17 protein-coding genes are annotated in these 15,332 nt (G+C 64.5%); 11 read left to right on the top strand and 6 right to left on the bottom strand.

Annotated features, from left to right (window positions below; all coding sequences use genetic code 11):
• The first annotated feature begins 1 nt into the window (after position 1).
• Positions 2–1,417 carry an amidase family protein gene (locus Q4543_RS03980; protein WP_303436462.1) on the top strand — a complete coding sequence of 472 codons (1,416 nt, stop codon included), beginning with the start codon at positions 2–4 and terminating at the stop codon, positions 1,415–1,417.
• On the opposite strand, the gene Q4543_RS03975 is transcribed toward Q4543_RS03980, so the two are convergent.
• The 3 genes from Q4543_RS03975 to Q4543_RS03965 all read right to left on the bottom strand — a co-directional run bounded on the left by Q4543_RS03975 (position 1,414) and on the right by Q4543_RS03965 (position 4,362).
• A complete protein-coding gene (locus Q4543_RS03975; RefSeq protein ID WP_303436461.1) occupies positions 1,414–2,043 on the bottom strand; it encodes an HAD family phosphatase in 630 nt (209 codons plus the stop codon). The two genes, Q4543_RS03980 and Q4543_RS03975, sit on opposite strands and share 4 nt — an antisense overlap.
• A complete protein-coding gene (locus tag Q4543_RS03970) occupies positions 2,040–3,521 on the bottom strand; it encodes an FGGY-family carbohydrate kinase (RefSeq protein ID WP_303436460.1) in 1,482 nt (493 codons plus the stop codon). The genes Q4543_RS03975 and Q4543_RS03970 overlap by 4 nt, the downstream gene beginning before the upstream one ends.
• Positions 3,522–3,594: 73 nt before the next feature.
• Positions 3,595–4,362: a DeoR/GlpR family DNA-binding transcription regulator gene (locus tag Q4543_RS03965; protein WP_252737535.1), complete on the bottom strand. Its 768-nt coding sequence runs from the start codon at positions 4,360–4,362 to the stop codon at positions 3,595–3,597.
• Between the two features lie 153 nt (positions 4,363–4,515).
• On the opposite strand from Q4543_RS03965, the gene Q4543_RS03960 reads away from it, so the two are divergent.
• The 5 genes from Q4543_RS03960 (at position 4,516) to Q4543_RS03940 (ending at position 9,532) form a co-directional block, all read left to right on the top strand.
• A complete protein-coding gene (locus Q4543_RS03960; protein ID WP_303436459.1) occupies positions 4,516–5,316 on the top strand; it encodes an SDR family NAD(P)-dependent oxidoreductase in 801 nt (266 codons plus the stop codon).
• Between the two features lie 50 nt (positions 5,317–5,366).
• Positions 5,367–6,473, top strand: a complete 1,107-nt coding sequence (locus Q4543_RS03955) for an ABC transporter ATP-binding protein (RefSeq protein WP_303436458.1) — start codon at positions 5,367–5,369, stop codon at positions 6,471–6,473.
• Complete coding sequence (locus Q4543_RS03950; RefSeq protein WP_303436457.1) at positions 6,470–7,273, top strand: carbohydrate ABC transporter permease; 804 nt, start codon at positions 6,470–6,472, stop codon at positions 7,271–7,273. The genes Q4543_RS03955 and Q4543_RS03950 overlap by 4 nt, the downstream gene beginning before the upstream one ends.
• Before the next feature lie 84 nt (positions 7,274–7,357).
• Positions 7,358–8,596, top strand: a complete 1,239-nt coding sequence (locus tag Q4543_RS03945) for an ABC transporter substrate-binding protein (protein ID WP_303436456.1) — start codon at positions 7,358–7,360, stop codon at positions 8,594–8,596.
• A gap of 54 nt (positions 8,597–8,650) precedes the next feature.
• On the top strand, positions 8,651–9,532 hold the full coding sequence (locus Q4543_RS03940) for a carbohydrate ABC transporter permease (protein ID WP_216003927.1): 882 nt from the start codon (positions 8,651–8,653) through the stop codon (positions 9,530–9,532).
• On the opposite strand, the gene atzF is transcribed toward Q4543_RS03940, so the two are convergent.
• Complete coding sequence (atzF, locus tag Q4543_RS03935) at positions 9,529–10,896, bottom strand: allophanate hydrolase (protein WP_303436455.1); 1,368 nt, start codon at positions 10,894–10,896, stop codon at positions 9,529–9,531. The genes Q4543_RS03940 and atzF overlap by 4 nt on opposite strands.
• Before the next feature lie 120 nt (positions 10,897–11,016).
• On the opposite strand from atzF, the gene Q4543_RS03930 reads away from it, so the two are divergent.
• From Q4543_RS03930 to Q4543_RS03915, 4 genes are all read left to right on the top strand, one after another.
• Positions 11,017–11,907: a LysR family transcriptional regulator gene (locus tag Q4543_RS03930; protein ID WP_303436454.1), complete on the top strand. Its 891-nt coding sequence runs from the start codon at positions 11,017–11,019 to the stop codon at positions 11,905–11,907.
• Positions 11,908–12,003: 96 nt separating this feature from the next.
• The gene (locus tag Q4543_RS03925) at positions 12,004–12,684 is read left to right on the top strand and encodes a cysteine hydrolase family protein (RefSeq protein ID WP_303436453.1); all 681 of its coding nucleotides are present in this window, start codon (positions 12,004–12,006) and stop codon (positions 12,682–12,684) included.
• A complete protein-coding gene (locus Q4543_RS03920) occupies positions 12,681–13,022 on the top strand; it encodes a cupin domain-containing protein (protein ID WP_303436452.1) in 342 nt (113 codons plus the stop codon). The genes Q4543_RS03925 and Q4543_RS03920 overlap by 4 nt, the downstream gene beginning before the upstream one ends.
• A 702-nt stretch (positions 13,023–13,724) precedes the next feature.
• Positions 13,725–14,525 carry a BtpA/SgcQ family protein gene (locus Q4543_RS03915; protein ID WP_303436451.1) on the top strand — a complete coding sequence of 267 codons (801 nt, stop codon included), beginning with the start codon at positions 13,725–13,727 and terminating at the stop codon, positions 14,523–14,525.
• Between the two features lie 69 nt (positions 14,526–14,594).
• Here Q4543_RS03915 and Q4543_RS24595 read toward each other — a convergent pair whose 3' ends face one another.
• Positions 14,595–14,798 carry a transposase gene (locus Q4543_RS24595; RefSeq protein ID WP_368502150.1) on the bottom strand — a complete coding sequence of 68 codons (204 nt, stop codon included), beginning with the start codon at positions 14,796–14,798 and terminating at the stop codon, positions 14,595–14,597.
• Between Q4543_RS24595 and Q4543_RS03910 the strand changes: the two genes are divergently transcribed.
• A complete protein-coding gene (locus Q4543_RS03910) occupies positions 14,730–14,903 on the top strand; it encodes a hypothetical protein (protein WP_303436450.1) in 174 nt (57 codons plus the stop codon). The genes Q4543_RS24595 and Q4543_RS03910 overlap by 69 nt on opposite strands.
• On the opposite strand, the gene Q4543_RS03905 is transcribed toward Q4543_RS03910, so the two are convergent.
• Positions 14,900–15,332, bottom strand: a 433-nt coding sequence (locus tag Q4543_RS03905) for a transposase (RefSeq protein ID WP_303436449.1), incomplete at its 5' end; no start/stop codon positions are given. The two genes, Q4543_RS03910 and Q4543_RS03905, sit on opposite strands and share 4 nt — an antisense overlap.

The following is a 15,332-nucleotide window of genomic DNA, read 5'->3' as shown; positions in this document are numbered from 1 at the left end:
CATGACCAATTCCCCTTGGGACCGCGCCACCGGCGCGCTGGATATCGCCACGCTCAAGGCCTGTTATGCCGATGGCCGCCTGACACCGGAAACCCTGATCGACGCGATTTATGACCGCATTGCCGCGCGCGGCGAGGATCACGTCTGGATTCACCTGATCGCGCGCGAGACATCAAAGGCGCGCGCCCGTGCGCTGATGGCCGACCCTTGCGCCGTCGATCTGCCACTGTATGGCATCCCCTTCGGCATCAAGGACAATATCGATCTGGCGGGCCTGCCCACAACCGCCGCCGTGCGCGCCTGGGCGCGGATGGCCGACACCACCAGCCCCTTGGTGCAGACCCTGCTGGACGCGGGCGCCATCCCCATCGGCAAGCAGAATCAGGACCAGCTGGGCATGGGCGTGGTCGGCGTGCGCAGCGATTACGGCATTCCGCAATGTTGCTTTGACAGCCGCTACATCAGCGGCGGGTCGACCTCGGGCGGGGGTGTCAGCGTCGGCGCGGGGCTGGTCAGCTTTGCGGTGGCCAATGATGCCGCCGGATCGGGCCGGGTGCCCGCCGCGCTGAACAATATCGTGGGCTACAAGCCGACGCCGGGGCTGATCCCGCGGGCGCGGGCCTCATTGGCGGGGATGGTGGGCACCGAGAATTTCCTGACCCTGACCATGGCCGACAGCGTGCTGCTGACAAACCTGTGGTTCGCCTATGAGCCGAGCGATCCGTTTTCCAAACCGCAAGCGGATGGGTTTCGCATCACCACCAACCCCGCCCCCGACACGTTCCGTTTTGCCATTCCCGATGAGGCGACGCTGGACACCGATGGCGACGGCGACTCCGAACGGCTCTTTCGCGAAAACGTCGCGCGGCTGCGCGCGCTTGGCGGCACGGCGGTGCCGATCGACATGACGCCCTATCTGACAGCGGCCCGGATGCTGTATGATGGCCCGTTCATCGCGCAGCGCTATGCCAATTTTGGCGATAAGTTCGATGGCGACGAAGACGCGCTATGCCCCGCCACCCGCGAAATCCTGTCATGGGGGCGCAACTATACCGCCCGCGACGTGTTCAAGGCGCAATATGTCATTGCCGGCTACAAGCAGCAGATCCGCGCGCTGTTCAAGGATGTCGATCTGCTGGTCACGCCAACCTCGCCGTCGACCTATACGATCGAGGCGTTGCTCGCGGACAATATCGCGCTGAATGCCAGAATGGGCACCTATACCAACTTTGTGAACCTGCTCGATCTGCCCGCCGTGTCGATCCCCGCAGGGTTTCGCAAAGATGGCATTCCGCTGGGCACCATGCTGATCGGCCCCTCGCTGGGCGACGATCTGATCTGCCGCATCGGCGGGGCGCTGCATGCCGCACTTGGCATTGCGCCGGGGATAGCAGGCAGACCCGCGCCCGCCGCCTAAGCCCAGCCCACGCCCAGCATCGGGGGAATGTCGCGCAGCCCGGAGATCTCCTGCGCACCGGGTTGTGGCAGGCCCAGAGCGGCAACAGCGAGCCCGGCAGCAAGCGCTGACAGCACCCCGGTGGCGCTGTCCTCTACCGCCAGAACCTGCGCTGGCGGCAGGCCGAGGGCGCGCGCGCCGCGCACATAGGGCTCGGGGTCGGGCTTGCCGTTGCGCACATCGTCCAGCGAGATCGACGTCGTCAACAGCTCGGCCACGCCAAGCGCCGCCAGATTGGCATCCACCACCTGCCGCCCGGAATTCGACACCGCAACCTGCGGCACCCCGGCCTGTGCCAGCGCGCGGATCACCGCGACCGCATCGGGAATCTGGCAAAGCTCCTGCGCGCGCGCGACATAGCTGTTCTGGATCGCCTCCATCCATGCCGCGCCCGACAGCCCCTTGGGCAGATCCGGGGCAAGGGCGGCCCAGACATCCTGCATATGCACCCCGAGGAACCGGTCGACCGGATCGTCGCGCAGATCCAGCCCGTGCGACAGGCAAACGTCGATCAGCACCCGGAGGTGCAACGGCTCGCTGTCCACAAGCGTGCCGTCGATGTCCCATGCCACACCGCGCAGCCTCATGCCCGCATGCCTTTCAGCCGCGCATATAGCTCGTGATAGCGCGCATAGCCCGCATCATAGACGGCGCGGTTTTCAGCCCGTGGCTGTATCAGCTCGGCGTTGGACACAAAGGCAGAAATCCCGTGCCACTCGGCCAGATCGCAGCCCACGGCAGCGGTCCATGCCGCGCCAAGGCACGATCCCGGATGGCTGCCAAGCCGCTGCACCGGCGCACCGATGATATCGGCGACGATCTGCATCCAGACCCCACTGGCCGCGCCGCCATCCGACACCAGAAAGCGTTGCGGCTCGTGCCCCATGTCGCGCAGCACATCGACGTGATGGCGCAGCGCATAGCCATAGCTTTCCAGCACCGCCCGCCACAGATGGCCCAAGCTATGCGACAGGGTCAGGCCTTCGATCACGCCGCGCGCCGCAGGATCGTGGATCGGAGTCTTTTCGCCCAGAAAAAACGGCAGCACGCTCAGATCGTCGGCCCCCGCAGGCACCGCATCGGCAAGGCGGTCCAGCCCTGCATGGGGGGAACCGCCGAAATCGCGCCCCTCGCAAAAGGTGCGCACGAACCAGTTCAGCACCGACCCGCCGGTCGACATGCAGCCGTTGGGCATGAACAGCCCCGGAATAAGATGGTAATCCAGATACAGCCGCGCATCGGGAACCGGCTGATCGGTCGCGGTCATCACATCGACCGCCCCGCCGAATTTCAGCAACACATCCCCCGCCTGCGTCACCCCGGCTCCGAGCGCCGAGGCGATCATGTCCGCCGCGCCCCCCGTCACCGGGGTTCCGACGGCAAGCCCGGTGACGGCGGCGGCGGCGGCGCTTACATGGCCCTGCACCGCAGTGCTTTCGATCCGGGGCGGGAGCGCCTCCCACGGCACGCCGGTCATCTTGGCCAGCTCAGGCGACAGGGCTGCGGTGGCGATCTCGGTCACGCCCGCCTCCAGCGCCCAGTTCTGTTCGACGGTTTTCACCCCGGTCAGGCGCCAGTTGATGTAATCGTAGGATCCAAACACCGTGGCGATGCGCGCGTGAATGTCAGGTTCGTGCCGGGCCAGCCAGCGCAGCTTGGCCCCGACAAGCTGCTGGTTCACGCCATTGCCGGCGCGGGCGAGAAACGCGTCCTCGTCAATCTCATTGCGCAGTTCGGTGACCTCGGCGCCGCAGCGCCCGTCGCTTTGCTGGATCGACGGGCGCAATACGGCGCCGTCTTCATCCAGCAGCACCACGGCAGGCAGCATCCCCGAAGTGCCGATGGCGGCGATCTCACCAGCATCGCGCCCGGTTTCGGCCAGCAGCTCCGGCACGATCTCGCAGACGTTGCGCCACCAGTCGGCGGGGTCTTCTTCGGCCCAGCCCGGATGAGGCGAGCGCAAGGTCACCGGGCGCGAGGCCACCGCAAGGATGCGGTCGGGCAATTCCAGCAGCAGGCCGATGGTCGAGGTGGTGCCAATATCAAGGCCCAGAACAAGCGTCATGGGCGCAGCCCCACGGTGGCGACGCGGAAAACATCGACGGGCATTCAGTTACTCCTGTTGGGGGGCAAGGCGGTCAGGGTTCTTCGGCCACCCGGATTTCGACACCCGCCCCGGCCAGCGCCGACGCAAGGTCAGACGGGGGCGGCGCATCAGTGATCAACACCGATGCTTCGGACAAGGCCGCGACGCGAATGGTCGACAGCCGCCGGAATTTTGTTGAATCGCACAAAAACACCCGCTGGGCCGAACGTTGCAGGTAGATCTTCTTCAGCTCGCTGTCTTCGATGGAGTAATCATAGAACCCCTCATCCGACAGGCCCGAAACGCCGATCACCGCGACTTCGAAATGCAGCTTGGAAAAACTCTCGATGGCGCTGGGTCCGGTGATCGACAGCTCATTGGGGCGGGTGCGCCCTTCGGGCAGGTAGACTTCGGTTCCCAAGGCCCCCAGAGATGTCGCGACCCGCAGGCTGTTGGTGAACACGTGGCGCTGCCCGGGGCGGCGGGCCAGCGCTTCGGCGGCAAACAGGCAGGTGCTGCCGACATCAATGGCAACAGAGCGAAATCCCGCCAGAAGATCAGCAGCTTCGGCCGCAATCAGCCGTTTGGCCGAAGCGTTGTGCGAGACCCTCAGATCGAAATTCGGTTCGATATCGTCGATCACCTTGAGCGGGCCGGACGCGCGCCGCCGCGCACCGCCATGCACCCGTTCCAGCAGGCCTTCGCGTTCCAGTTCGGCAAGGTCGCGCCGCACGGTCATGTCGGACACATCAAAGTCGCGCGCAAGATCAGCGACGGCGACCGAACCGCCCTCATACAGGCGTTTGAGGATCGCATTCATGCGCGTCCGCGCCGGCGTTCGCAATTTTGTATCCATCGTCAGCGCCATCCCTTCTTCATGTTCGATTTTACCGAGCAAACCAACATTAGTAAACAAATTACTTGCCTTTTGCGTTCGGTTTTGTTTCCTTTTCCTAAAAGGAGTCCCCAACTTATGCCGCAAAACCAGCTTTCCGAACAGGTGCACCCGGATCTAAACAAGAAACGTGCGTTTCTGACCGGGGGCGCCACGGGTATCGGCAACGCCATCGCACGCGGGCTGGCAGCGCAGGGCGTCGCGGTGGCCATTGCCGATCTTGACGAAGCCGCCGCCGTGAAAGCCGCCGAGGCGCTCGGCGACGGGCACATCGGACTGGCGGTGGATGTGCGCGAGCGCGCGTCGGTCGAGGCGGCATTTGCCACGGCGCTGGACCGTCTGGGCGGCATCGACATCTGCATCGCCAATGCCGGCGTGTCGTCGATGCGCGCCGCCGTCGATCTGACCGACGACGATTGGGATTTCAACATGAACGTCAACGCCCGCGGCGTCTTCCTGACAAATCAGGCCGCGGCGCGCCATTTCAGCGCCACCGGCAGCGGCGTTATCGTCAACACCGCGTCGCTGGCCGCCAAAGTCGGCGCGCCGTTGCTGGCCCACTACAGCGCATCGAAATTCGCCGTGGTCGGCTGGACGCAGGCGCTGGCCCGCGAACTGGCCCCCATGGGTATCCGCGTCAACGCGGTGTGCCCCGGCTTCGTCAAGACCGGCATGCAGGACCGCGAGGTCGCATGGGAGGCAAGCCTGCGCGGCATGACCGGCCCGCAGGTCGTGCAGGATTACATCGACCAGACCCCGCTTGGCCGACTGGAAACCCCCGAAGACGTGGCCAATGTGTCGATCTTCCTGTGCTCGCAAGCCGCGCGTTTCATGACCGGGCAGGCGATCAACGTCACCGGTGGCGTCTACATGACCTGATCCGGACGGATCGCACCCCCCTTTAGCATCGGCAGCAAGGAAACAGCGTCATGGCCAGCATCACCCTGCAAGGTGTGTCCCGCGATTACGGCAGCGGCATTTATGGCGTGAAAGACGTGGATCTCGAAATACGCGACGGCGAATTCATGTGCTTTCTCGGCCCGTCGGGCTGCGGCAAATCCACCACGCTGCGGATGATCGCCGGGCTCGAAGACATCACCTCGGGGGTGCTGTCGATCGGCGGCAAGGACATGACCCACACCCGCCCGCGCGATCGCAACGTCGCCGTGGTGTTTCAGAGCTACGCTTTGTATCCGCATATGTCGGTGCGCGACAATATCGCCTTTGGCATGAAGATGCGCGGGGTTGATCGGGGCGAACGCGACAAGCGGGTCGCGCAAGCCTCGGCAAAGCTGGGGCTGGACAAATACCTTGACCGCCGCCCGGCGGATCTGTCCGGGGGCCAACGCCAGCGCGTCGCGCTTGGGCGGGCCATCGTGCGCGATCCGGATGTGTTCCTGATGGACGAGCCGCTGTCGAACCTCGATGCCACGCTGCGCGCGCAGATGCGGCTGGAACTGGTGCGGCTGCACCGCGAGCTGGGCAAGACCACGGTGTTTGTCACCCATGATCAGGTCGAGGCGATGACCATGGGCGAGCGCATCTGCATCCTGCGCGATGGTCAGGTGATGCAGGTGGGCCGCCCGCTTGATGTCTATGACAACCCGGTCAACATCTTCGTGGCGCGCTTCCTGTCGTCGCCCCCGATGAACATCCTGCCCGCCAGCCTGACCGATGGGCGCGTCGCCTGCAGGCTGGCAGAGTTCGCGCTCAGCCCCGGTCAGGCCAGTGCCTATGCGCAAGCCAATGGCCGCGCGCTGAAACTTGGCATTCGGGCCGAGGATCTTTACGCCCTGCCCGGTCCGGGGCGGGTGCCGATCACCGGAGAGCTGCGCGCCATCGAGGCCTTGGGCGCGGAAAACATCCTGTTTGCCGCCATCAACGGCCATGACATCGCCGCGCGCGTCGATCGCCGGATGCTGCCCGCCGTGGGCGAGCAGATCACGCTTTACCTTGATACCGCCGCCCTTCACCTGTTCGACGCCAGCACCGAACAAGCCTTTGCGCGCCCCGATCCCGACACGGTGCGCACATGAGGATCGGAGCGGCCCTGCGCCATGTCGCGCTGATATTTTTCTGCCTCTGCGTGGCGCTGCCGATCTTCTGGCTGGTGCGCACCAGCCTTGTGCCGCCCGAAATGTCCTATGATGCACGGCTGTGGCCCGCCTTCAGCACCGCGAATTATCAGGGGCTGTTTGCCGACAACGGCTTTGGGCGCAACTACCTCAATTCGCTGATCGTGGCCTGCGGGTCGGTGCTGATCGCCACGCCTTTTGCCGCGCTGACGGGCTATGCCTTTGCGCGGTTCCGCACCGGCGGGCGCGCCGCGCGCTTTGCGGTTCTGGCGACGCAGATGCTGCCCCCCGTGGCGCTGGCGCTGCCCACGTTCATGATCTACCGGCAGGTCGGTTTGACCAATTCGGTAAGCGGGCTTGTCATTGCCTATGCGGTGGTGAACCTGCCGTTCCTGACGTGGATCCTGATGGGCTTCTTCGAAGGCATCCCAAGCGATCTCGAAGAGGCCGCCATCACCGATGGTGCCACCGACTGGCAGGCCTTCCTGCTGGTGGTGCTGCCCGTGGCGCGCCCCGGCATCGCCGCCGCGCTGGTGCTGGGGTTCATCCTTGCGTGGAACGAATTCCTGTTCGCGCTGATCCTCAGCGGACCATCGACCGCAACGGTGCCGGTCGCTCTGGCGGCGCTGCAAACATCGAACGGGGTCGAAATCGGCAAGGTCGCGGCCGGGGTGGCGCTTGCCATCGTGCCGCTGATGATCGTGTCGCGCTTTATCCAGAAATACCTTGTCCGGGGCCTGTCCTTTGGCGGCGTCGGCTAGAAAATCCCGTCTGCGGCAAAGCGCAGACCAATAAGGCCGTATGAACCGGCCAGTTCCAACCTCATCAACAGGAAAACCATTGCCATGAAACATCAACTGACCCGTGCCTCTGCCCTGGCGCTGCTAAGTGGCCTCGCAGCCAGCCCCACCTTCGCGCAGGACATGACTGTGCGCGCGCTGATGGAAGACGTTCCCGAAACCCGCATCATCGAAGCCCTGCTGCCCGAATTCACCGAACAGACCGGCATCGCCGTGGAATTCGAAAAGGTCGGCTATGGCGACATGCATGACAAGCTGGTGGCGCAGCTGGTCGGCGGGGAATCCTATTACAACCTGCTGTCGGTCGATTTCCTCTGGGCCGGTGAATTCCCCGAAGCCGGTTGGCTGAGCGATCTGACCCCCTTCGTCGAGGCCAGTGATTTCGACATGTCGGGGTTCATCCCGTCGATGCTGGATCTTCTGGGCGCAAGCGAAGACAGCCTGCCGATCATCCCGATGTACAACTATTCCATGGGGCTGATCTATCGCACCGACCTGCTGGAAGCCCGCGGCGGCACCCTGCCCGACACGCTGGAAGGCTATGTCGAGCTGGCCAAGGCGGTGTCCGCCGATGGCGAGGTGGTCGGCGCGGCGATGCAGGGCCAGAAGGGCGATCCCAACGCCATGGAGTTTTCCAACTACCTTTATGCGGCCGGGGGCAGCTATCTGGATGACGCAGGCGCGGTTGCGCTCGACAGTGATGCGGCCGTTACGGCGCTGACGCTTTATACCGACGCGATCCAGAACGCGGCACAAACCGGCGCGCTGTCGGCAACGCTGGATGACACCATGCGGCTGATGTGCTCGGGCGAGGCGTTTTCGATGGTCACCTATTGGTGGATGCTGCCGCAGCTCGACAATGCACAAACCTGCCCCGAGGTGTCGGGCAAGCTGGCACTGTCGGTCATGCCCGGCGGCGCGGGCGAATCCGGCGGCTGGGGCTGGGGCATTCCGTCCAACGTAAGCGATGCCGACAAGGACGCCGCGTGGCAGTTCATCGAATGGGTGCAAAGCAAGGAGGTCGCGATCAAGCGCGCGATCGAAGGCCACGCCCCGGTGCAGTCGGATGTGTTCTCCGCCCCCGAGGTGCTGGAGGCGCACCCCTATTACGCCGATGGCCAAGCGGTTGTTGAGGCCGGGAAATCCTTCCCGATCTTCACCTATTCCGCGCAATACGAAGACGTGCTTGGCACCCAGATTTCACTTGCCGCCAGCGATGATGCCAGCCCGGCCGATGCCATCGCCGCAGCGGCCAGCGGCCTTGCGGACCTGATGGACCAGTAAACCGACAGCGCCCCGCCCATCCCGGCGGGGCGCCCTTTGACCGACGAGGCACCCATGTCCGATTTCAGCATCACCCGCGCCCGCCGCCGCCTTGGCCGGGTGTTTGCCGCGCCGGGCCTTGGCCTGCTGGTCATCACCATGGGCCTGCCGCTGGGCTATGCGCTGGTGATCTCGCTGTCGAACATGACGCTGATCCGCCCCAGCCTCAGCCCATTTCAGGGGCTGGAGAACTATATCGAGATCCTGAGCGACCCGATGTTCTGGTCCTCGCTTGGGGTGACGCTGCGGTTTTCGGCGGCCTCGGTGATCGGCGAATTCGTCGTCGGGCTGGCCATCGCGCTGCTGCTGACCAAGGTGGTGCACATGCGGGCGCTGTATTTCGCCATTCTGACGCTGCCGATGGCCATGTCGCCGGTGGCCGTGGCGCTGATCTGGAAGATGCTGTTGCAGCCCAACCTTGGCATCGTGAACACCACGCTGGTCGGCCTGGGGCTGCCGGCGATCGACTGGCTGGGCGATCCCGATCTGGCGCTCTCGACGCTGGTGTTCGTGGAAATCTGGCAGCAGACCTCCTTTGTGGTGCTGTTGCTGTCGGCGGGGCTCGCCTCGCTGCCCCGCGATCCCTACGAGGCGGCCGAGGTCGATGGCGCGGGCCCCATCGCGCAATTCTGGTACATCACGCTGCCGATGCTGCGCCCGGTTGCCGCCATCGCCATCGTGATCCAGCTGATCAATGAATTTCGCACCTATGATCTGGTCTATGTGATGACCAAGGGCGGCCCCGGCATTTCCACCGAACTGCTGTCGTTTTTCGCCTATAAACGCGCCTTTCAAGGGCTGGCCATCAACGAAGGCAACGCCGCTGCCTTCCTGCTGCTGCTGGTGGTGCTGGCCATCACCGTGGTGTTTTTCTGGATCCTCGAACGCCGCCGCTAGGGGCGCGCCCAGCCGGTTGCGCCCAGACTGCGGTTGCCGGCGCTTTCCAGCCCCAAGGCCATTTCGGCCAGCAGCGCGTCGTCGCCCGCCTGCCCGAGCAGGGTCACGCTGCCCGGACGCCCGTCGCTGCGCGGCGGCACCGGCACCGCCAGCGCCGACATGTCCAGCAGGTTCACGAAATTGGTATAGGTGCCAAGGTTGGCATTGGGCGTGACCGGATCGGCCTGCAGATCCGCGACCGAATAAAACGTCGGGATGCTGGGCACGCAAAGCAGATCGACCCCCGACAACGGCGCCTCGACCGCCCGCGCCAGTTCCTTGAGCCGGTAAAACCCGCGAAACGCATCAGTAGCGCTTAGCGTGTTTGCCTTGGATATGATCTGGCGGGTCACCGGCAGCACGGCGTCGGGGTTTGTCGCCAGCAGCTCGTCGATGACGCTGTGGCGCTCTGCCACCCAAGCGCCATTATAGAGCATGTCGGCCACGTCATAAAACGGCGTGAAATCCATCGGCACGATGCTGTGGCCTGCGGCCTCGAGCAGGGCCAGCGAGGCGGCAAAGGATGCCTCTTGCACGCTATCGCCAAAACAGCGCAGCGAGGCGGCATCGGGCACCCCCACCCGCAGCGCCGTAGGCGCGGCTGTCAGGGCGCGGGTCTGCACCGGCTTGGCGTAGCAATCGGCGGCATCATACACCGCGCCAACCCGAAACACCGCATGGGCATCGGCCACGGTCAGCGCCAGCACCGAAATCGTTTCCACCGACCGGCAGGCCGGCACCGACCCCGAGGCCGACCAGCTTCCAAGCGTCGGCTTCAGCCCGACGATATTGTTCAGCGCCGCTGGCACCCTGCCCGACCCGGCGGTGTCTGTCCCAAGCGCAAAGCTGACCATGCCCTGCGCCACCGCCACCCCCGACCCGCTGGACGACCCGCCCGGCACGATCAGCGGATCAAGGGCGTTTTTCGGCACGCCATAAGGGCTGCGCACCCCTACCAGCCCGGTGGCGAACTGGTCGAGGTTGGTTTTCCCGATCACGATGGCGCCCGCCTCCCGCAGGCGCGCCACCGCGAAAGCATCCTGTTCGGGCTGGTATTCCCACGCCGGACAAGCGGCGGTGGTGGGCAGGCCAGCCACGTCGATGTTGTCCTTGACCGCGAAGGGCACGCCCCACAGCGGCTTGTCGGGATCATGCGCGCCCAGAGCCTTTGCTTCGGCCAACGCATCGGCCTCATCCCGCAGGGTGATGAAAATCCCGGGGTCGTTCACCTCGCGGATGCGGGCGTAGACCTGCGCGATGATGTCGGCTGGCGCGGTGCCACGGGCATAAGCATCGGCAAGGGCATCAAGGGTCAATGGTGTCATCTGGGGTGTCATCCGGGGCAATCTCCTGTCGGCTGCGCCAAAGGGATGCTGGAAACTGCGTAAACACAATTGCCAAGTATTCACAGAAGTGATGCACTACATGCAGCAGTCGGAGACCCCATGCGCCATCTCAAAGATTTTCACTTCATTGAGGCCGTGATGCGCGCCGGGTCGATCCGCAAGGCGTCAGAAGATCTGAACATCACCGCCTCGGCGCTGAACCGGCGCATCCAGCGCTTTGAAGAAGACTTTGGCGCGCAGATTTTCGAACGGCTGCCGCGCGGCATGCGGCTCAACCCCGCTGGCGAGTTGGTCTTGCAGCATTTCCGCGCCCAGCAAAGCGATCTGCGCCGGGTGCAAGGGCTTGTCGCCGATCTGAGCGGAGAGCGGCGCGGCCATGTCTCCATCGCCTGTTCGCAAGCGCTTGCGCCCTATTTTCTGCCCGAACATATCGCCGCCTATCGCGCCAAGCACCCCGGAGTCAGCTTTTCCGTTCAGATCCGCGACCGCGACGCCGCCGAACAGGATTTACGCAGCTTTGAAAGCGATCTCGCGCTGGTGCTGGAACCGGTGCATCTGGTGGATTTCACCGTGCTGAGCGCTGTCAGCCAGCCCATCCATGCCATCATGCGCGCCGATAACCCGTTGGCGAAACGCGCAGACCTGCGCCTGCGCGATTGCCTCGATCACCCACATGTGCTGCCCGCTCGCGCCTATGCGGTGCGCCATATGCTGGAAACGGCGCTGGCGGGCACGTCGCACGGGCTGACGGCGGCGGTGGAATCGGATTCCTTCGATTTCATGCGCCATTACGTCGAATTCGAAGACGCCATCGCCTTTCAGATCCCCATCGGGCTGCGCCTGCCCGACACGCTGACAAGCCGGCCGCTGTCGCTGCGCGATGTCGCGCCGGGGGCGCTTTTGCTGGGGCAGCTCAAGGGGCGCAGCCTGCCCGTCGCACCGGCACGCTTTGCGCAAAGCCTGATCCGGGCGTTGCAGAACATCGCATAGCGGTGCATATTTTGCACCGCCGTTGCGAAAATTCAGCATCCGAACGCGGCGCTGATCGGTGCTAGCCTTGAGCAGACCCAACAGTCCGAGGTTCCGATGCCCACAATCTCTGCCCGCCCCTATGCCTGGCCCTATAATGGCGATCTGCGCCCGGAAAACACCGCGCTGATCGTGATCGACATGCAGATCGATTTCTGCGGCCCGGGCGGCTATGTCGACGCGATGGGCTATGATCTGTCGCTGACACGGGCGCCGATCGCTCCGATCCAAACCGTGCTCGGCGCGATGCGCGCGGGCGGCTATCCCATCATCCACACCCGCGAAGGCCACCGCCCCGATCTGGCCGACCTGCCCCGCAACAAGCAGTGGCGCTCGCGCCAGATCGGCGCGGGCATCGGCGATGTGGGCCCCTGCGGGCGCATCCTTGTGCGCGGCGAACCGGGATGGCAGATCATCGACGATCTTGCCCCGCTGCCCGGCGAAATCATCATCGACAAGCCCGGCAAAGGCAGCTTTTGCGCCACCGATCTCGAGCTGATCCTGCGCACGCGCGGGATCGAGAACCTGATCCTGACCGGCATCACCACCGATGTCTGCGTGCATACCACCATGCGCGAGGCCAATGACCGCGGATTCGAATGTGTCCTGCTTGAAGACTGCTGCGCCGCCACCGATCGCGCCAACCATGAGGCCGCCATCGCGATGATCCAGATGCAGGGCGGCGTGTTCGGCACCGTGTCGAGCAGCGCCGATATGCTGGCGGGGTTGCCGACATGATGCCAGCCGTGGCCGCAGGGCTTTTGTCCGGGGGATGGCGGGCGCTGGATTACGTGCCGTTTCGCCCCGGCGTGCGCATCTGCCCGCTGTGGGGCGACAAGGCCAACGGCCCGGCCTGGGCCATTCTACGCTATGAGCCGGGCGCGTCCGTGCCGCGCCACCGCCATCCGGGTCTGGAAACCATCCTCGTGCTTGACGGCGCGCAAAGCGATGACCACGGAACCTATCGCGCCGGCGACATGGTGTGCAACCCGCCCGGCAGCAGCCACGCGGTCTGGTCGGAAAGCGGCTGCGCCGTGCTGATATTCTGGGAACGCCCTGTCGAGATACTGGCATAGCGGCGGGTCTCGCAGGGCGCTGATTTCGACCCGGTGACATCCGGACAGGCGCAAAAGAGGTCGCGGGCGCGGCAAGCAACAGGCAAGCGCCAAGGCGACCATTGCCGCGCCTTGTCCGGCCCGCCCCCGGCCATTAAGAATGCGACAGCGCCCCAGGTCCGCTTGGCGATGCGCTGCACGAGACTTTCGAACACACCCCAAGACCGCTGCCGCCGCGAGCCTTCGCCTGCCGATGAGCCGGTGCGAAGCGTCCAACGCGCGGCAGGGCGCGATGATGGCGGCCAGCGGAATATGTGACCACGCTGCGCACTCTTTGGGGTGATGCGGCACGCCGACTGACACCCGCGCCGGATCAGGCAAGGGCGCTGTCACCCTGATTTTCCAGACCTCATGACGTCGCAACCGGCCTGCGCGCAAGCGATGATGGGGCGGGTTCGTGATGTCTGGGCCCGGCTGCGGAAAACTTTCCGGTTGACGAACATCATTATGTTCGATCAATGTTCATTACAGCACAAAACAAACCGAAAACAAACAAACCACAATCGCATCCGATGATAAGACCGATCCTCTCCGGTGCCGCCCAGCCTCAATGTCTTCAGGCATATGCACGGGCGTTCCCGGTCGGACCACAGCAAGAGACCGGTGCGGCGTCGGGCAGTAGCGCCCCCGGACCCAAACACAAACGAACACAAGGACCACCCCATGACCTGGCTTGAAGACAGCTTTGGAACCAAGAAACCGATCATCGCCATGTGCCACCTGCAGGCGCTGCCGGGGGATCCTGCCTATGACGCGACGGGCGGCATGCAAAAGGTCGTGGATATGGCCCGGCAGGATCTGCTGAACCTGCAGCAGGGCGGTGTCGATGCGATCATGTTTTCCAATGAATTCAGCCTGCCCTACCTGACGACGGTCAAGCCCGAAACCACCGCCGCCATGGCGCGGATCATCGGCGAGCTGATGCCCGACATCACCGTGCCCTTTGGGGTCAATGTCCTGTGGGATCCGATCGCCTCGATCGACCTTGCCGCCGCAACCGGCGCCGTGTTCATCCGCGAGATCATCACCGGCGTTTACGCTAGCGATTTTGGCCTGTGGAACACCAATGTCGGCGAAACCATCCGCCACAAGATGCGGCTCGCGCCCGATCTGAAGATGCTGTTTAACATCGTTCCCGAGGCGGCATCCTATATCGGATCGCGCAATATCATCGACATTGCCCGCTCGACCGTGTTCAACAACCGGCCCGATGCGCTCTGCGTGTCCGGCCTCACCGCCGGGGTCGAAACCGATACCCAGGTTCTGACCAGCGTCAAGGAAGCGGTGCCCGACACCATGATCCTGTGCAACACCGGCTGCCGCGTCGACAATGTCGAACGTCAGCTTTCGGTGGCCGATGGGGCGGTGGTCGGCTCGACCTTCAAGATTGACGGCAAGTTCGACAACCTCGTCGACCCGGAGCGGGTGCGCGCATTCATGGACAAGGTGAAATCCTTGCGCTGAGCCCCACGGGGAGGCGCCTGAAACCGTCGGGCCCTCCCCGGATACGGCGGCTTTTACGCAGAGCATTGGCTATGATGACGAGCTTGGGTGCGACCGCTGTGACGCTGAGCTTGTTCGGCTTTTGCCTGCGTTGCGGAGCCGATCCGCGCAGGCTTTGAGTGTCGGGTTATGATGCGAGGCGAGCAGCGCCGCCTGGAACAGGACATGCCGCAGCACGTGTCTGCCGCCGGCAATGGCACGCTTGCCGCGCAGCGCTCCACTGTCCTGCGCCACCGGGTCCAGACCGGTCAGCGCCGCAGTTGCGGATTTCCGATGCGCCCGGAGCTGCGCCAGAAGCCGCTTTCGCATCTTGACCACCTGCGCCCGCTTGGTGGTTAAGGCTCTGAGAAGACGATGATGTTCAGCGGGAAAGCCCGTCCGGCGCCGAATCTAAAAATCATGAAACGAGCAAAGAGTTCGGCATCGATCCTGTCGGCCTTGGCACGGGTTCCAAGGCTGCGCGCGAAGGCCTGGTCCTGGGCCGGCGGCACTTGGCGAGCCTCGATGCCTGCGCTTTCCAGAAAGGAGCAGAACCGCCTGTCCTGCCCACCCGTCGCTTCGAAACAGACAACGGCCTCCTGCTTGTGAGCAAGATCGGGCACCGCGATATGTCCATCCTCAGTATCAGGGATGCGATGGCGTTGACCGCCCGGAAGGCAGTGAATATCGCGCCAGTTTCGGCCCAGATCTAGGTAGTGTCCCAACGCTTGGTGTAGGAGGCCGCGCGCGGAGCCCCCGGCGTAGCGCAGCGCGCGGCCGGGTGTGACG

It is taken from the genome of Salipiger sp. 1_MG-2023 (assembly GCF_030547555.1).
Taxonomy (GTDB): Bacteria; Pseudomonadota; Alphaproteobacteria; order Rhodobacterales; family Rhodobacteraceae; genus Salipiger.
This window is presented reverse-complemented; position numbering and strand designations above follow the sequence as displayed.